Genomic DNA, 17474 nt, shown 5'->3' on the forward strand with positions numbered 1-17474 from the left:
AATAAGGCATGAAAATTTGGAAAAAAAAAGAAATTGATATTAAAAAAGACAGTATAGTTAATATTGCAAAAAAATACAATATTAGTCTGCTTGAAGCAACACTGCTACTTAGAAGAGAAATTAAAGAAGAAGATTTTTTATTTTTTATTGAAAGTAGTGTAAATTTGATGCACAATCCATTTTTCTTAAAAAACATAGACAAGTTCATTTATAGAATAAATGAAGCTATTACGAACAAGGAAAATGTATTAATATTTGGAGATAAAGACGCTGATGGAATTACAGCTACAATCATAATGTATGAAACTCTCAAAGATTTTGGAGTCAATGTAACATATAAGATACCTTCCAATGGAGAATTTTACGGTCTTACAAAAAAGGTGATTGACAAGGCATTTGAAGATAAAATATCAGTAATAATTACCGTTGATTGTGGAATCTCTAATATTGAAGAAGCAAATTATGCAAGATCAAAAAACATAGAAGTAATAATTACAGACCACCATCTCCCAAATAAAGAAATTGACATAGAAAATATCATCATTGATCCTCATTTAAAAGGAGACTTCTCTCCATTTAAAGAGATAGCTGGATGTTATGTCAGTTTTAAAGCATGTCTTGCACTCTACCTATCCACTACCAATCTTTACAATGAAAACATAGTATTCCTATTCCTAGAAAGACTAAATAATAACATTACGCTTCATGCAATAGAAATAAACAACTACATTTTAAAAATGTATATAAATTTAGACAGCAACAATGACTTGCAAACAAATATTAATACGCTAGAGGAATTCTTAAAAAATAAATACATAATTGTATTTAATAAAGATGAACAAAATCAGCTCTTAAGTGAATTTTCTAATCAAAAAATAAACATCGAAACAATTGATATCAGCACAAATTTTGCAAAAAAATATCCTAAATTTACAAATAAAACACTAAAAGAACTAATGCAAGTTACCAAATATTTCAAATATAAAGAAACTGATATCAAAGAAAAATTATATTACATATTTTATAACATAATCTTTGAAATAAATAAAGATCTATTAAAAAACTGCCTTAAAAGACTTAAATTTGTTGCAATAGGAACTATAGCTGATAATATGCCAATTATTAATGAAAATCGAATAGTTGTAAAAGAAGGACTTAAAGAAATTGCACTAAGAGAAAATATATCCATCAACTACCTGCTAAAAGAAGTCAATATACTAACAAAGCCAACCATCACCTCAACAGATATCGCATTTAAAATTGCTCCAATATTAAATTCAACAGGAAGACTAGAAAAAGCAGACATTACAATTCAATTCTTACTAAATGAAGAAACTAATAAAATAGAAAATAAGTTTAAAGAAATTAAAAACATAAATACTTTAAGAAAACATAAAGAAGACATATCTTGGAACACACATAATGAGAATACCATTTTCAAAAATGATAAATTCATAGTATGTTATGACAAAAATACTCCAAAAGGGATCAGTTCTCGAATAGCAACAAGACTTTCTGCTTATTATCAAAAAGTTGCCGTTTTCCTAACAAAACAAGAAAATATAATTAAAGGCTCTATAAGATCAAACGATAAAGTGAATTCAAAAGAACTAATTTCAATGATACCAAATCATTTAATAATAAATTCTGGAGGACATAAAGCCGCTGCAGGATTTACACTTTATGAGGATGTATTAAATGAATTCATAAAAGAACTTGAAAAAGCTCTTGACAAGATAGAATACAAAGAAATATATGAAGATTCAATACTAATTGATGCGATCATACCTAAAGATTTTAATAAGAAAGAACTTTTAAAAATACAAGAATTATTTGAGCCCTACGGGCACAGATTTAGAGAATTTACTTTAATGATGGAAAACGTATATATTCAGGATCTCAGAACAATTGATAAAAATGGAAATTCAAAACATATAAGCATGAAAATTAAAAACAATAAAGACTATTATAAAGCTATTTACTTCAACGGTACTAAAAATATTCAAGAACTTGAAATCAAAGATGGTCAAAATATAGACATAATATTCACAATTGGTGAAGACCTTTATAATCAAAACGATAAAATTTTAAAAATTATTGATATCAAAAAGAGATAACCACTAGTGCCAGTGCTTAATATCAAAAGCTTTGTATTTACACTTATTATAGGATTACTGACTATCAATGCAGTAGCAAATGATATCATAAAAAGTTACTATAAAAAAGAAACTTTCCAAGGAGGAAATATTTACTTTGCAAGCAACAAAAATTTCAAAAAACTATCCCTCTTAGGAACAAATCAAAAACCTATTTTAAGTGCATCTCCTTTCAAATTCAAAGTAGGAAACATAGAATACCATATAGCCCTAATAGGAATCACACCAATGATCAAAGAAGGAAAAAGGAAAATCAAAATAGAATTTGAAAATAAAACATACATAAAAGAAATAGAGATAAAAAAATTACAATTTAAAAAAACAATAGTCAAGCTTAATAAAGCTAAATCCAAGCTCATTAAAAGTCAACAATCACCTAAAGCAAAAGAACAAGCCATCACATTATGGAATATAATTGGAAACATAGGTGACACAACAATATATCACTACGATACATTGGCATATCCAATCAAAGACCAATATAAAATAACCAGTCATTACGGAGACCAAAGGGTTTACATGCAAGATAATAAAAAAATATCAAGCCATAAAATGCATAATGGTAAAGACTATGCTCCACTTAAAAGAGAAAAAACACCTATTTTTTCAGCTGGTAGAGGAAAAGTAGTATTTGCAAGAGATAGAAAAATTACTGGCAAGACCGTAATAATTCAACATCTACCAGGAGTATTTACAATTTATTTACATCTCTCGAAATTCGGAGTTAAAGAAAATCAAATAGTTCATACAGGAGAATACATCGGTCATGTTGGAAACACAGGAATTTCAACAGGACCACATCTACATTTTGAAGTTAGAATAAACGGCATTGCAGTAAACCCAGATTTTTTCTTAGAACAAATGCTTATTGACAAAAATCAAATAATCAATAACACTAAAAGGATAGAGTAAAAACAAGGAGGTGATTTTTTGGTAACTGTCAATGTCGACAAAAATGAAGGACTAGAAAAAGCATTGAAACGTTTCAAAAGAATGATTGAAAAAGAAGCAATAATTAGAGAATGGAAAAGAAGAGAATATTATGAAAAACCATCTACTATTCGCGTCAAAAAAGAAAAAGCATTCAAAAGAAAACAAGCAAAAAAAGTCAGAAAGTTAAAACAAAAAATAGGAAAATAATAAAATAGGGATATTCACATTGAATGTCCTTTTTAATATTTAAATAAAAACATCCCGAGGTTTTGAACCATTTACAGGACCTATATATCCCATGTCTTCCATAAGTTCAATAATTCGTGCAGCTCTATTATATCCTATCTTTAATCGCCTTTGTAGATAAGATGCAGATGCTTTTTTAGTAGAACGAACAATCTCAAGGGCTTCCTCAAACATAGGCTCATCTGAAGAATTCATAGCAACAGTATCATTCCTCATAACATTATCAATAAATATTTCATCATCAATATAATTTGGAGGGCCAAATTTCCTTACTTCCTCAACTAATCTACAAACTTCCTTTTCGTTTAAAAATCCACCTTGAATTCTTTGAGGAAAAGGTGTACTAGGACTAACATAAAGCATATCACCTTTGCCTAAAAGTTTCTCAGCACCTGATGCTCCAAGAATTATTCTTGAGTCCATAGCACTAGCAACCATAAAAGAAATTCTTGAAGGGAAATTAGCCTTTATCACTCCTGTAATAACATCAACAGAAGGTCTTTGAGTAGCAAGAACTAAATGCATTCCAACGGCTCTAGCCATAGCTGCAAGCCTAGAAATCAAATTCTCTAAATCCTTTCTGCAAGAAAGGATCAAATCTGCAAACTCATCAATAATGATTACCAAATACGGTAATGGTACTTCATCCAGTCCCTCTTCCTTTATTTTTTTATTATAAGAATTAATATCTCTAACAAGAAAATTATCAAGAAGAACATATCTTCTCTCCATCTCATCAAGACACCAACGAAGGGCTTCCAAAGCTCTATTTACATCAACAATAACCGGAGTTAACAAATGTGGAATAGAATTAAAAAGCTTAAGCTCAACCACTTTAGGATCTATTAGTACAAGCTTAACATCATTTGGAGATTTTGAAAAAATAATCGAAGCAATTAAAGAATTCACACAAACCGACTTCCCAGCCCCAGTAGCACCTGCTATTAAAAGATGGGGAGCAGTAACAAGATCAAAAACAATATTACTTCCATTAATTTCTTTACCAAGAGCAAAAGGCACTTTAAAATCACTTTGAAACTCTTTACTATTGATTATTTCTGAAAACAAAATAAATTCCCGTCTTTTATTGGGAATTTCAATCCCAACAGCTTCTTTACCAGGTATTGGTGCAATAATCCTAACCCGAACTGCGGCAAGTCTTAAGGCTATATTATCAGATATAGAAGTTATTTTTGAAAGCTTAATACCCTTATCAGGACGAACAGCATACATTGTAACAACAGGTCCTTTAATAATATCAATAAGCTTAGCATTAATATTAAACTCTCTAAAAGTTTCTTGTAAAATCATCGATTGTTTTTGAATCTCTCTCTCATATTCAATATCTTCATCTTCACTTTTAGGTTCTCTTTGCTCAAAAACAGAAATATCTATTAAATAATTACCACTATCCTTAGCTATTAACAAATCCCTATCATTATCCTTGATATTATTTATTATTCTCTTATGCCTTATATCACTAGCCTTAATTTTTCCACCAGACACTAATCTATTATCCTCAAATTCTGTTAATACCTTATACTTAGAATCATCTTCAATCTTTAAAGCACACTGAGGATCTTTCGAAGATTGCTCTTCTGATAATTTGTCATCGCTTCTCTTTGACCGACAAAAAATAGTCTCCTCTAAGTTAACATCTAAAGGTTTATTAGACTTCCTCAAAAAGGCTTTAAAAGACCATAAAGCTTGATACTCTTCATCATTAATAATATTATCTTCCAAATCAGCAGTCTTATCTAAATCCAAATTATCACCACTATCCTTATAAACCTTAATATTTTTTTTAATTTTTAGAGTACTTAAAAACGGCAAACAAGCAAATATACTTTCAAACAAGATTTTAAATTTAAATACTATAAAATGGAAAGTATTCAAAATAAAACCAGTATCCTTAAAAAAGACATAGTTTAAATAAATCCAAATAATAAATTCCAAAATTAAGATAAGCAAAACAAAAAAATTGCCAAGCATAATCCCAAAATTACTCAAAAACCAATTAATAAAATTAGAACCCTCAAGATCAGAATTTACTCTTAACAAAAATGTTAAAGTAAAAAATAAAATAACCGTATAATTCCAATTAAATATAAATTTTTTGCTAAGCATATTGTTTCGATAAGCATACCAATTTACAAGCGGATAAAGTATCAAATAAAATGATAAAAAAGAAAAAGTATTTAAAAGCATTTGACCTATAAGATTAAAAACAAAAAATATGAATATATCTCCTAGAGAAGTTAACGCAACAAAAAGAGAAAGTGATATAACGGTCAACATAAAAAAAAACAAAAACTGAAAATAATGATAAAAATTTTTCATATTACATTAAAATCAAAAAAATAAATAAACTAAACTTACAACGATAATTAAATAAACCGAAAAATAATAAAGTTTACTATCCTTAAACATCCTAACAAACAGATTAATTGAACAAAATCCAACCATAAAAGCCATAATTGCCCCTAAATTTATCTCAAAAATACTAAAAAGTATATCTGATGCAAATAACTCCTTATACTTTAAAAGTAAACTTCCAAAAACAATAGGAATTAAAGATAAGAACGAAATTTCAAATGCTTCTGATCTGCTAAACCCAAATAAAACTGAAGCAAAAATCGTAATTCCTGAACGAGAAATACCCGGCATAGCTCCAATACCTTGCATAGTCCCAATAAAACACCCTGCAAGAAAAAGATTATCTCTCAAATTAAAAACCACAATCTTAGATTCAAGCAAAAACAAAAAAATACTTGTCAAAATAAAATTAACTAAAACCAAGTCAAGAGTAAATAATCCCTTAAATCCGTCTACGAAAATTCCAACAAATGCTGTAACAATAGTGATTATTAATATAAGTAATATCAATCTTAATTTTGAAAAATCCAACTCAGTAGTTTTTCTTAAAAAACTTTTAATCAAGACTATCATAAGCTCTAATATTCGTCTACGATAATAAATCATTACAACCAACACAGTTGCAAAATGCAAATAAATATCAAATACCATCGGAAGATCAATATGCATCAACTTTTTTAAAAGAAATAAATGTCCTGAACTAGATATAGGCAAAAATTCAGAAATTCCTTGAATAAAGCCTAAAATCAAAACTCTTAAAATATTTTCCATCTGGTTCTCAACAACCTAAAAATTTCTGGGAAATTTACCCATAATATACTCTATAATAAAATTTATTCCCTTATTTTCATATAAAGCATCATAAAACACACAGTAAACCAATATTTTTTTAATATAATTTCTAGTTTGCCCAAAAGGAATTGATTCAATGAAAAGCTCTTTAGGTAAATGCCCATAATCTCTTTCCCATTTACGAACATTTCCAATGCCACCATTATAGGATGCAAGAGCTTTATATACCTCTTCTACCATTCCTATCCTTTTACTCAAATAATAAGTTCCTATAATTACATTATCTTGGGGTTGATTCAAATCATATTCATAATATTTAATCTCTTTAGAAACATCAACTGATGTTAAAGGCATAACCTGCATAAGTCCAATAGCACCAGGCTTGGATATAGCATCTCTTTTAAAACTACTCTCTGCCTTTATTAAAGAAAACACAAGACTAGGCTCAAGTCCTCTCCTTTTTGACCAATACCTAATTAAAACACTATACAAACATGGATATAGGCGCTTATAATCACTTCTATTTAAAATCGATCTGTCTTGTCTGACAAGATAATTAATAGCAAGTGTAGATTCATAATAATATTCATGTTTCACAAGTTCATCACAAAGATTACGATAAAAATTAGGAGAGAACCTATAACCATTCTTAAAATCATTAGCAACAAAAGCACTAACATAAGAATGAAGATTAAATTTAAAAAATCCATCTAAAAAGCTTTCATAATCAGACTGCTCATAATGAATATCTAAATCATTTTCCAAAAGATCATTAATATTTTGATCCAATAAATATCTGCTCATAAATGAGGCATAAGACGTCTGATTATACTTAATAGAAGAATGCAGAAATTCACTATACTCATTTCTTGATCTAGGCTCAATAAATTTATGATGTATAAGCCTTGCATTAATAAAGGCAAGTCTAGACAAAACAGCATCAGCAATAACATTTTGACCATTATGATAAAGTGCATACAAATTATCATAATCTCCAAGTTGCACAGCTTCTAAAATATACTCATCCAATACCTTAACAAATCCAGGATTACTCTTATCTTTACCTGTATAAAATTTAGCTATGTTTTTTGCAAAATAAGTTCTTGTATTTTGCAAAAATATGAAATTGTTAAAAATTTCATTAAGCATATCTAATCTATAAGGTTCATTTTCAAGAGAAGCATTTTCTAAATATTTAGTTATAGTAAGAAAACCTATGTCCTTTTTTAACCTTAAATTAATAAGCCCTAAATAATAATCCTTATAGACACTATTTAAAGCACTAAAAAAAGATAATGCCCTACTAATATATCCTGACCCTAAAAAAGCCTTATAAACATCATTTAAAAATACAAAATTATTATAATATCGTTTAAAATCATCACTTAGTATATTGATTGCACCTTTCAAATCTCCATTAGCTATCAAGGCCTTAAACTTAACAAGATTTAAAAAACTTGAACTTAAAATATTAAATCGCTCTTCAAGAAAGAGATAATCATGAGCTCTTACATGTAAATAATCTGCCGGCAAATCCTCAAACAATTTACTGAAATAAATCAATGATGAATTGATATCAGAAATATTAAAACAAAGCACTGCCTTAAATAAAAGGTTTTCATTCTCTTGAAACTGCATAAAATCCATTTTTTCAAGTTTATTTAAAACTAAAAGCGCCTCATCATTCTTTTTTTGCCAATAAAGACTTTTAAAATATCCTAATGCAATAAATTTATTATTATCATATCTTCTGTAAAGCTTGCGTCCAATAAGTTCAGCCTCAGGATACTCTCTTCTAGAATTATAATATTCAAGAAGTTTAATACCAGCAAATTGAGATGCAATATCATTGTTACTCTCTATTGCCTTATACATGTATTCCGTAAACTTTTCATCATATCCTATTTTTTTAAAAAGATAGGCAATATACACATAAGAATCTGAATCTATGCCAAAATATTGATCGAAATTTTTTCCCACATAGTCAAAATTCCATAACCAATTTAGACGATTTAAATCAAAATCATCCACATTCCTTTTAACTATACTGCTACTTAAATACCCTTTTCCAAAAGAACAAGAAAAAAAACTCAAAAAGAATAAACAAACAATTTGCTTAAACATAACTGTTTTTTTTACATTTAATAATTCTTTCTTCCTCATAAAGGAGGCAATAAGAAACTGCAAAATTTTTAGGATTCAAGACTTTAGAAAAAATCAAAAATAATGAAAAAAATATTAAAAGAAACAAAGAAATAAGACTTAAATAAAGCATAGAAGTTTGAATGAGACCTTCTCCTGAATCTAAATCCAATTGACTATTATCAATATCTACAGTAAAACCTTCCTCACTCAAATCCAAAGCAACATCATCAAATTCACTTTCCCCCAATCCTTCATCAATATCCGTAATGATATCATCAATACTCCAATCATCAAGATAAGAACTTTTCGAAGTATTAACATTAATACTATCAAAATTATCATAAGCCTCACTTGCATAACCAATATCAACAGAAATATCATCTAAATCTAAACTCTCTTGACTGATAATATCCTTATCACTAAGAACATGTTCACTTTGATTGCCCTCATCAAGGTTATTATTAAATCTATCTTCTTGAAGCCCAAAATCAAAATTTTCTAAATTAAGATCAGATTCAGAATTTAAATTTTCATTTACCGATACATTATTATCTGAATTTAAAGACTCGGTTAATAAACTCAAATCATCTTCGTTGTTGGAGGATTTTTCATTTGCAAATAAATTTTGATTCTCAAATGAACTATTAACATTATCTAAACCAACATCTGAAAAACTATTGTGCCCAACACCACCGCCAAATTCCTTAACAAAATCCTCTTTATGTTCTAGACCACTAAAACCAACAGACAAATTATTCGAACTGGCATCCTCTAGAGAATCACTAATTTTATCTGAAGCTACAGAAAGGCTCATTAAACTTAAATCAAACTTAGATTTACTTGTAATACCATCACACTCACCGTAAACATAAAGCATCATAGAATCTATTTTGAAATAAACATTTATACTAGCACTCTCTTTGCTAAGATTATCTAAGAAAAAAGATCCAATAATAATAGGATTAGAAAAGTCTTCATACTCACTAATATAAAAATCCAATTTTACATTAGTCTCATCTGGAAGCTTACCCAATACCACTCTCTTTACAGCAGTGTCATTTAAACTTAAAATCGAAAAATATTCATTCTTAGAAAGCCTTATAGCTAAAAACCCTTTCAAAAATTCCAACCTTTTTGTTCTCTTTTAAAAACAAATTTACATATTACTAAACTATAACAATAATATAATATAATTAATATTATATTCAACTTATAAGTAATCTTTTATTTAACATAAAAATATTTAAAGACTATGAGCTATTATTTTATATAATATTACTAAATATGATCTTTAGGAGAAATTAGAATGTTACCATTATTCATCATACTTTCCTCAATCTTAATATCTGCTTTGATATTCTTGTTCTCCAAAATTGCAATATCAAACACAAAAATAAAAAACAAACAAAAACAAAAAAAAACATTAAGTAAAACAAAAAAATTCACAGAAAAAGCTGAGAATATACTAAAAACAAATCCAAATGAAATAAATGCTTTACAAACTTTAAACAATTATTATTATTCCAATAAAGACTTTGAAAATGGAATTAAATATGCCAGAAAATTATGCCAACTTGTGGAAGAAAATCCCACAAATCAAAAAATAGATTCTTTTAAGGCTTTCTTAAGTTACGGTTTTTATAATCTTGAGAGAAATTTTAATGTAGAAGCATTAGGATTTCTTAAAAAAGCATACATCATGAAAAAAAACGATATAGACGTGAATTACTATCTTGGAATAGCCTTCTTAAGAAATGGACATTACAAAGAAGCGCTCCACTATCTCACAAAAATATATAAAATTGATAAGGATAATGAAGAGGCTTTAAAATACATAGGAATAGCACTATTTCATACAGGAAACTATACTAAAGCTGTCGGAATATTTAATAACATAAGGAAATATATACAAAATGATATAGATGCTTTATTAGCATATGCCCAATCCTTATCTCAATTAAACCAGGACCGACCTGCATTTGAAATTGCAAACAAAATAAGAAACAAAAATGGCATGATATACGAAGCTCTTTTAATTGAATCTGAGATAAATTCAAAAAATCACAATTTAGCAAAATTAGAAGATAACATTAGAGAAATGATGAAAATCAAACCGGACTTACCTAAAAAAACGTTACTTAAACTCTTTTACAAACTAGGAGAGTTATATATAGAACATGAGAATTACAAAAAAGCAACAGAAGCGTTTACTCAAGTTGAAAGAATTGATCCACACTATCAAAAAATCGCTGAAAAACTAGAATTCAGCAAGAGACTGAATGAAAATTTAGCATTAAGAATATATCTTAAAAGTCCAAAAGAAAAATTTGATAGCTTAGCTAGCGCAATTATCCTTCAAATATATAAAAATAAATTTCAAGTAAGAGACAAAAAGATAAATGAAATAAATTTACAATTTATAGACATGAACTTTCAACTATCAAACAATCAATGGGAAGAAAATTTAATAGTCCGATTTGTAAGAACAGACCAAAAGAACTTTGGAGAATTATTCCTAAAAGACTTTATTGCAAAAACCAAAGAAAGCAAATTAAAAGGACTCTGTATTGCGCCAGCCACATTCTCTGATAAAGCAAAACAAATCATCGAAGGTAGGTTAATTGATCTAATAGAAGGAAAAAAACTAATGCAAATATTAAAAACATTAGATGTATCAAAGTATATATAGGCATTACTTGAGATATTTCATAGGATTTCCCGTTTTACCATTTTTAAAAATGGTAAAATGTAAATGATTACCAGTGCTATATCCCGTACTTCCCATACGCCCTATTATTTGCCCTCTTGAAACCCTTTGTCCAACCTTAACCGCAAAAGAACCTAAATGAGCATAAAGAGTTTGAAAACCATTATTATGAGAAATGACAATATATTTTCCATACCCTCCAACACTAAATCCAACCGTTACCACAACACCCTCCTTTGTTGCAACAATGGGTGTATTAGCCGCATTTGCAATGTCAATCCCATTGTGAAAACTAATAATCTTTGTAAAAGGATCAGGACGATAACCATAACCTGAAGTAATAACCCCTTGAGTTGGAAATAAAAAAGTCTCTCCTAAAGCATTTCTAAGTAATTCTTTAGCCATTCTTCCACCTGGAATAAACAACTTTTGACCTAAATATAAAACTTCATTATCAAGATTATTAGCATCAAGAATATCTACTTTGGGAATTTTATATTTCTTGGCAATTGATGAGAGAGAATCATTCTTCTCAACGGTATAAAGCACTCCTTTCATGTTAGGCACATTAATAACAAGATTAGGCCTAATGCTCCTTACATCTTGAATACCATTATAAGAAATTAAAGTTTCACTAGTTATATTATATCTGGCCGCAATATGAGACAATGTTTCACCAGGATTAATTTTATGTTGAACTACCTTTAAAACAAAAGGCTTCCTTACAGTTGTCGCCTCATAATTGTTTGTATCTACCCCAAATAGATGATTATTAATCTGACTTAAATCTTGATCACTATAATATAAAAAAGTATCAATAAAATAATCTTTAGGAAAACTCAACTTACTTAGAAATATGTAAGAACCATAATACGAAAAAATATTTAAATAGAAAACTAATACTAAAACAAAAATTATTGCATTAAACCTAAAAATAAAGCTATAAGTTGGATTAAAATCGAAAGTATTAATAATTTTAAGTCGCACCTTATCATAAGAATATCGATATTTATAATCATTAATACCGACCACCCTACCAAAGATAATCAAAAACAATAATTTAACTATATCAAAAAAACTTTTTGCAATATTTATAAAACGAAAAGCATTCTTCCGTTTTCTCTTACAAAAGTTACGAACCTTACCAAAATCTCTCAATTGAAAATCACTTTTAATTGCTCTACCAAACAAAAAATTTCTGTTTCTCTTTAATACATTCTGATCCTTTTTTGGTATAATCATAATATGACCTATTATACACTATACATTCAAAGAAATTGCAATTTGCTAAAAATTCTCAAGTGGAAACTCGCAAAATGATCAATACTCATAAGCAAATATTAATACCCATGATACTGGCCTTACTACTAATGTTAACAATAATCAAAGTATCTCTGTCTTTCCATTTAGTCAAAGGTTCTTCAATGCTACCAATAATTTTAGAAAAACATTGGTTGATTAATAATAAATTAGCTTATGGGATAAGACTAAACAGTAAAGACACATATATTGTGTTATGGGGAGCACCAAAAAAAAATGAAATGGTACTTATTAAAGACCCCATCACAAGAAAAACATCCGTTAAAAAAATTTTTGCCATCCCAGGAGAAAAATTTACAAAATTACCACAAAACGTAATATCCATACATGATTTAAAATTTAATATAGATAAAGAACATCTAAAAAAATTAAACAATATATACATCCCAAAGAATCATTATCTAGTAATAGGAGAAAATAGACAAGTATCCCTTGATTCAAGAGAATATGGATTTATAAATATCAACGATATCCTTGGAAAAATAATATACTGCTTATAAAAAGCTTTAAAACAATAAAAATTAATACCTCAATTTAAATAAATGTTTAAGTCAATTCAATCCTGTGTCTTATAACACATCACCTGGACTAATTTCTTCTAATGAATAAAGGGCACCTTCATTTCGAACACTACTATCAAAAGAAGCACTAGTCATTCTCATTTGAATTGATTTAGAAGTATTAGTATCTAAATCTTTTGCAGCAATACTTAAAAGACCACTCTCATCCAAATTAAACAGTATCTCTATCTTTGGAACTCCTTTTAAAGCTCTTTGTATATTACTAAAAAAGAACCTACCTATAGAATAATTTAAAGATGCCTTCTTGTATTCACCTTGAAGCACATGTATTTCAATCTCTTCCTGATAATCATTAGTTGTTGTAAATATTTTGCGTTCACAAACTGGCAATAAAGTATTTCTCTTAATTAATGTAAAAAATCCATCATTACAAGTTTCAATCCCAAGAGAATAAGGTGTTACATCTTTAAAGTCAATAAGAGAACTATTATTTGAAAGACTAAAAGCATGAATGCCCGCACCATTTGCAACAACCTCATCTTGATTTAAAAAATCCAACACTTCAATTTTAGGAAAAGTTTCCTTCAATCTATCTTTAACTAAAGGAATTCTTGTTGAACCTCCTGAAAGTATTATTTTTGAAATACGTTCAAGCTCAACACCTGAATCCGCAATACATTCATTTGTAAGACTAATAGTTTTATCTATAAATTCCTTAATCATAGAATTAAAATCATCTCTTGTAAGTTTATAATTCAAATGCTTACCATCAAGAAAAGGTAATACAATATTAACCTCATCCATAATAGATAAATTTTTTTTAGCTTCTTCAATCCTATCTCTTATTTGTTCAATAATAACAATATCGTCTAAATTAATCTCAGGATATTCTTCTTTAAAACTGTTCAAAACATGCTTTTCTATAATTTCATTAAAATCATTACCGCCAAGTTTATTTTCGCCTTTACTTGCAAGAACAGTATAAGTATCATTTTGTTTTTCTAAAAGAGTAACATCAAAAGTTCCACCACCAAGATCATAAACCAGAAATAATCCATCTATCTGTCTTTCAAAAGCATAAGACAAAGCAGCAGCTGTTGGTTCATTAAGTATTGCCCTACATTTCAATCCTGCAAGATTTGCAACCTCTACAACACCTCTTCTTTGAATCTCAGAAAAATAAGCAGGAACAGTTATTACAACATCATAAACCTCAGTACCTAAAAATTTTTCAGCATTCATCTTCACATTTGAAAGTAAATAAGAAGCAATATCCTCAGCTCTATATTTATTATTATCTACTTCATAATAGACATTTGTACCTATATTAACTTTAAAATTATAAAAAGTTCTATCTGGATTTACCAATATCTGATGTCTAGCAGCACTACCAACAATAACACCAGAATCTGTAAAAGACACAACAGATGGGGTAATTCTCTCGCCCCTATCATTTAAGAGCACTCTAGAACTAGCATCAAAACAAGATGCTACAGTATTTGTGGTTCCAAGATCTATGCCTATCCATTTTTTCATCAACTACCCCTATGAATTGAAACAATCAATTCGATCTCACCCAAATCCAATTTTAATTTTTTAGCAATAACTTCTAAAGACATGCCTTGCTCATAAAGCGAAATAACTTGCTGGCGAATATTATACCCTTCCTTAATTATATTTTTTTCAATAGTAGGTATCGAATACTCTAAATTACCCCTATAAGTACCACTATCACCTCTCGCGCCAAAATTATTATTCCCCATTGAAATTGAATGAGCATTAAACCCTAATAATCTTTGATCAAGTATCTCTATCCTCTCATCAACTTCCTTAATAATCCTATTTAAGCTCTCAATTTTTATTTCAATGATATTTATATTTCTATCAGTAGCTTGATTAATTTCAATAATAGTTTTATCTACCTCACTCCTAAATTTCTTAAGTATACTATTAGATTTTATCTTCAAACTAATATAGATATGAAAATATATAAAAACAAATATAATCAAAATAAAACAAAAAACAACAAACATACCGAATGTCCTATATACCTAAACTATCGCTCAATATCAACATTTTTCCCAAGTTTTGGATCATGAAAATTAATATCATATATTCCAGATACATCTCTCTGAGACGCCTTAACCTTTGACATTGTAATAAAATTAAGATTCTCATGCATGATATCATCAGTCGGATATATGCTATTTATCTCAGAATCAACATGATAACCCTTGTTTTGATTTAAACTCCGACTCTTATTTTCCCTTATCTTTTTCTTCCTCAAATCTTCATTTGAAATTTCACTAGCCTTAAAAGCACCCTGTGTAACTATCTTTACGACCTCAGATAAACTATTAATATCCATAAGGATTCTCCTAAAAATAACCTATTTAGATTCAAAAGGAACATAAGCTAACATTTTAATAATGTTGTCATCCTCTACAAAGGTTATATTATGATAATCTCTTGGAAGCTCATAATAAGCATCTTTAATATTTAACTTCACCCCAGCATAAGCCATATACTCAACAAAAATTTTGCCATCAGTCTTACTATCTTCAAGCAAATCTTGTAAGCTTTCTTGCTTATCTTTTACCATCTTTATTTCCAAAATTAAAATATCTCTCTCATTCATAAGCTCATTACAACTATCAATTTTTAAAGATTTCTCAGCTTTATCAACAGTAAGTTGAATGTTCTTATTTAAGGCAGAAATATCCTTTATTACAACTTCCAACCGTTTTTCAATCTTCACAAGATACTCTGTAAATTTAGATAGTAAAACTTTTATTTCAGGATCATATCCAACACAAATAAAAGTCTCAGCATTACCCTCAGATCCAATAGAATATGCTCTAACCGCTTCTCTTGCACGAACATCAGAACCAACTATCTTAGATTTTTTTCCAATACAGAGAACTTTCTTCGTACAAGAAACAAAAGAATTGACAATTCCTCTTACAACTTCAACATCACCTTCACATCGTACATTAACATTTTCTAAAAACTTGGATTTAATAAACTTCTTTGCACAAATCTCTGAACCACCCTTTCCATTAGCTCCACTACGAAGAACAATAGAACCATCCGTTTGTAAATTACATCTACCAACAAGCCCATTTACCTCTATCCCACTCTTAGCCATAACATTATATCCATCTAAAATACTGCCCTTCACAAGAACCATACCATTATTTATTATATTTCCAGTAGCAGGTCCAACATCACCCTCAACAATATAAACATCATGTACAGAAATAATACCATTTACAATAGATATATATCCATCACATCTTGCAAAAATCTTATTTCCTTCTCTAAAAGTATTATCTCCCAAAACCAAATCCAATTCTCGACCTCGCTCTGCTTTTAATATTTTTCCAAAAACAGTATACCCATCAATACCCTCTGATAAGGGAATAATTTCTGCCAATTCATCTCCTCTATTGACATTTCTAAGCTCATTATCTACAACACCATACTTACTCTTAGCAATAAAATCAATATAAGCATCTTTGCCCTTAACAGGATTTGCTCCTCTTGCCATCTCAATTGGTTCACCATAAAGTGGAGAATCCACAAATTCTTTTATCCTATCCTTAAGGAATGCTCGCTCTGATATTCCATATTTTTTAAGAATACTATAAATATCTTTTTCTAAAACCTCAGCACCATTAGGACCAGGAACAGTAAACTCAATAGTCACTGACATTGAATCTTCTGATATATGAACCATCATAGTTACACTCTCGGCAAGATCCGCCTCAAAAGCAGACACTTGTTCATACTTACCATTAGCATTCTCAATGACTGATATAACAAAATTTTCATCCAAATCTTTGATGTTACTATATGAGGCAAATTTATCCATTACATCTCTAAGCTTAACAACATTCCCATCTCCCTGAGCAGGGGTAACCTTTAAAAATACTCCCTTGGCAGTCTTCCTGATAAAAAATTTTCCATCTAAAGACTCAATTTCTTCAGCACCACTTTGTGAACTTAAAATATCAGTATCGCCAAACTTGAAATAAGAATGCCTATAAGCAACAATCTTCCATTTTCTCTTACCATATCCAAAAAACCCATTATTTCCACGCACTAAAACCTCATAATTTAAGTCTTTATAGGACATTGCTAATTCTAAAGACGCATCATGTAAAGCTTCCTCAAGCGTATCTGCTTCCACCTCTATTAAACTAACATTATTTTCTCGATCTAGATAATTTTTAATTTTATTCCTCAATTCGGAAAAATCGCTGATATTAGCCATAA

Annotated in this window: 13 protein-coding genes and 1 pseudogene; 5 read left to right on the plus strand and 9 right to left on the minus strand. The window is 28.9% G+C overall.

All coding sequences use genetic code 11. The features are described from left to right. Positions 1-8 precede the first annotated feature (8 nt). From recJ to rpsU, 3 genes are read left to right on the plus strand one after another with little or no spacing between them, the layout of a single operon-like run. Positions 9-2117 (plus strand): single-stranded-DNA-specific exonuclease RecJ, encoded by a 2109-nt coding sequence (gene recJ, locus bcCo53_RS01275; RefSeq protein ID WP_028328367.1) that lies wholly within the window; start codon positions 9-11, stop codon positions 2115-2117. 21 nt (positions 2118-2138) lie between these two features. Next, entirely contained in the window at positions 2139-3068 is a 930-nt protein-coding gene (locus tag bcCo53_RS01280; RefSeq protein WP_425387133.1) for a M23 family metallopeptidase, read from the plus strand. An 18-nt stretch (positions 3069-3086) separates the two neighbouring features. After that, complete coding sequence (gene rpsU, locus bcCo53_RS01285) at positions 3087-3296, plus strand: 30S ribosomal protein S21 (protein WP_012422030.1); 210 nt, start codon at positions 3087-3089, stop codon at positions 3294-3296. 39 nt (positions 3297-3335) lie between these two features. On the opposite strand, the gene bcCo53_RS01290 is transcribed toward rpsU, so the two are convergent. The 4 genes from bcCo53_RS01290 to bcCo53_RS01305 are packed head-to-tail and all read right to left on the minus strand — an operon-like array spanning position 3336 to position 9768. After that, positions 3336-5675 (minus strand): DNA translocase FtsK, encoded by a 2340-nt coding sequence (locus tag bcCo53_RS01290; protein WP_025407918.1) that lies wholly within the window; start codon positions 5673-5675, stop codon positions 3336-3338. A 12-nt stretch (positions 5676-5687) separates the two neighbouring features. Beyond that, positions 5688-6482 carry an undecaprenyl-diphosphate phosphatase gene (locus bcCo53_RS01295; RefSeq protein WP_025407919.1) on the minus strand — a complete coding sequence of 265 codons (795 nt, stop codon included), beginning with the start codon at positions 6480-6482 and terminating at the stop codon, positions 5688-5690. 15 nt (positions 6483-6497) lie between these two features. Continuing rightward, the gene (locus bcCo53_RS01300; protein ID WP_038365376.1) at positions 6498-8666 is read right to left on the minus strand and encodes a flagellar assembly lytic transglycosylase; all 2169 of its coding nucleotides are present in this window, start codon (positions 8664-8666) and stop codon (positions 6498-6500) included. After that, the gene (locus bcCo53_RS01305; protein ID WP_025407921.1) at positions 8620-9768 is read right to left on the minus strand and encodes a hypothetical protein; all 1149 of its coding nucleotides are present in this window, start codon (positions 9766-9768) and stop codon (positions 8620-8622) included. The genes bcCo53_RS01300 and bcCo53_RS01305 overlap by 47 nt, the downstream gene beginning before the upstream one ends. A gap of 186 nt (positions 9769-9954) precedes the next feature. Here bcCo53_RS01305 and bcCo53_RS01310 point away from each other — a divergent pair, with 186 nt between their 5' ends. After that, positions 9955-11337 carry a tetratricopeptide repeat protein gene (locus bcCo53_RS01310; protein WP_028328366.1) on the plus strand — a complete coding sequence of 461 codons (1383 nt, stop codon included), beginning with the start codon at positions 9955-9957 and terminating at the stop codon, positions 11335-11337. A gap of 3 nt (positions 11338-11340) precedes the next feature. Here bcCo53_RS01310 and bcCo53_RS01315 read toward each other — a convergent pair whose 3' ends face one another. Beyond that, positions 11341-12597 carry a peptidoglycan DD-metalloendopeptidase family protein gene (locus tag bcCo53_RS01315; RefSeq protein WP_025407922.1) on the minus strand — a complete coding sequence of 419 codons (1257 nt, stop codon included), beginning with the start codon at positions 12595-12597 and terminating at the stop codon, positions 11341-11343. A 74-nt stretch (positions 12598-12671) separates the two neighbouring features. Here bcCo53_RS01315 and lepB point away from each other — a divergent pair, with 74 nt between their 5' ends. Then, positions 12672-13175, plus strand: a complete 504-nt coding sequence (lepB, locus tag bcCo53_RS01320; RefSeq protein ID WP_028328365.1) for a signal peptidase I — start codon at positions 12672-12674, stop codon at positions 13173-13175. Positions 13176-13244: 69 nt separating this feature from the next. Here the strand turns inward: lepB and bcCo53_RS01325 are convergent, their stop codons facing one another. From bcCo53_RS01325 to bcCo53_RS01340, 4 genes and pseudogenes are all read right to left on the minus strand, one after another. Beyond that, complete coding sequence (locus bcCo53_RS01325) at positions 13245-14732, minus strand: Hsp70 family protein (RefSeq protein ID WP_025407924.1); 1488 nt, start codon at positions 14730-14732, stop codon at positions 13245-13247. Next, positions 14674-15229: pseudogene (locus bcCo53_RS01330) on the minus strand (hypothetical protein). The gene bcCo53_RS01325 and the pseudogene bcCo53_RS01330 overlap by 59 nt, the downstream one beginning before the upstream one ends. A 23-nt stretch (positions 15230-15252) precedes the next feature. Further along, the gene (locus bcCo53_RS01335; protein ID WP_025407925.1) at positions 15253-15564 is read right to left on the minus strand and encodes a hypothetical protein; all 312 of its coding nucleotides are present in this window, start codon (positions 15562-15564) and stop codon (positions 15253-15255) included. Between the two features lie 21 nt (positions 15565-15585). Next, entirely contained in the window at positions 15586-17472 is a 1887-nt protein-coding gene (locus bcCo53_RS01340) for a FapA family protein (RefSeq protein ID WP_025407926.1), read from the minus strand. Positions 17473-17474: the final 2 nt, after the last annotated feature.

This window comes from Borrelia coriaceae (assembly GCF_023035295.1).
In the GTDB taxonomy this organism is placed as follows: domain Bacteria; phylum Spirochaetota; class Spirochaetia; order Borreliales; family Borreliaceae; genus Borrelia; species Borrelia coriaceae.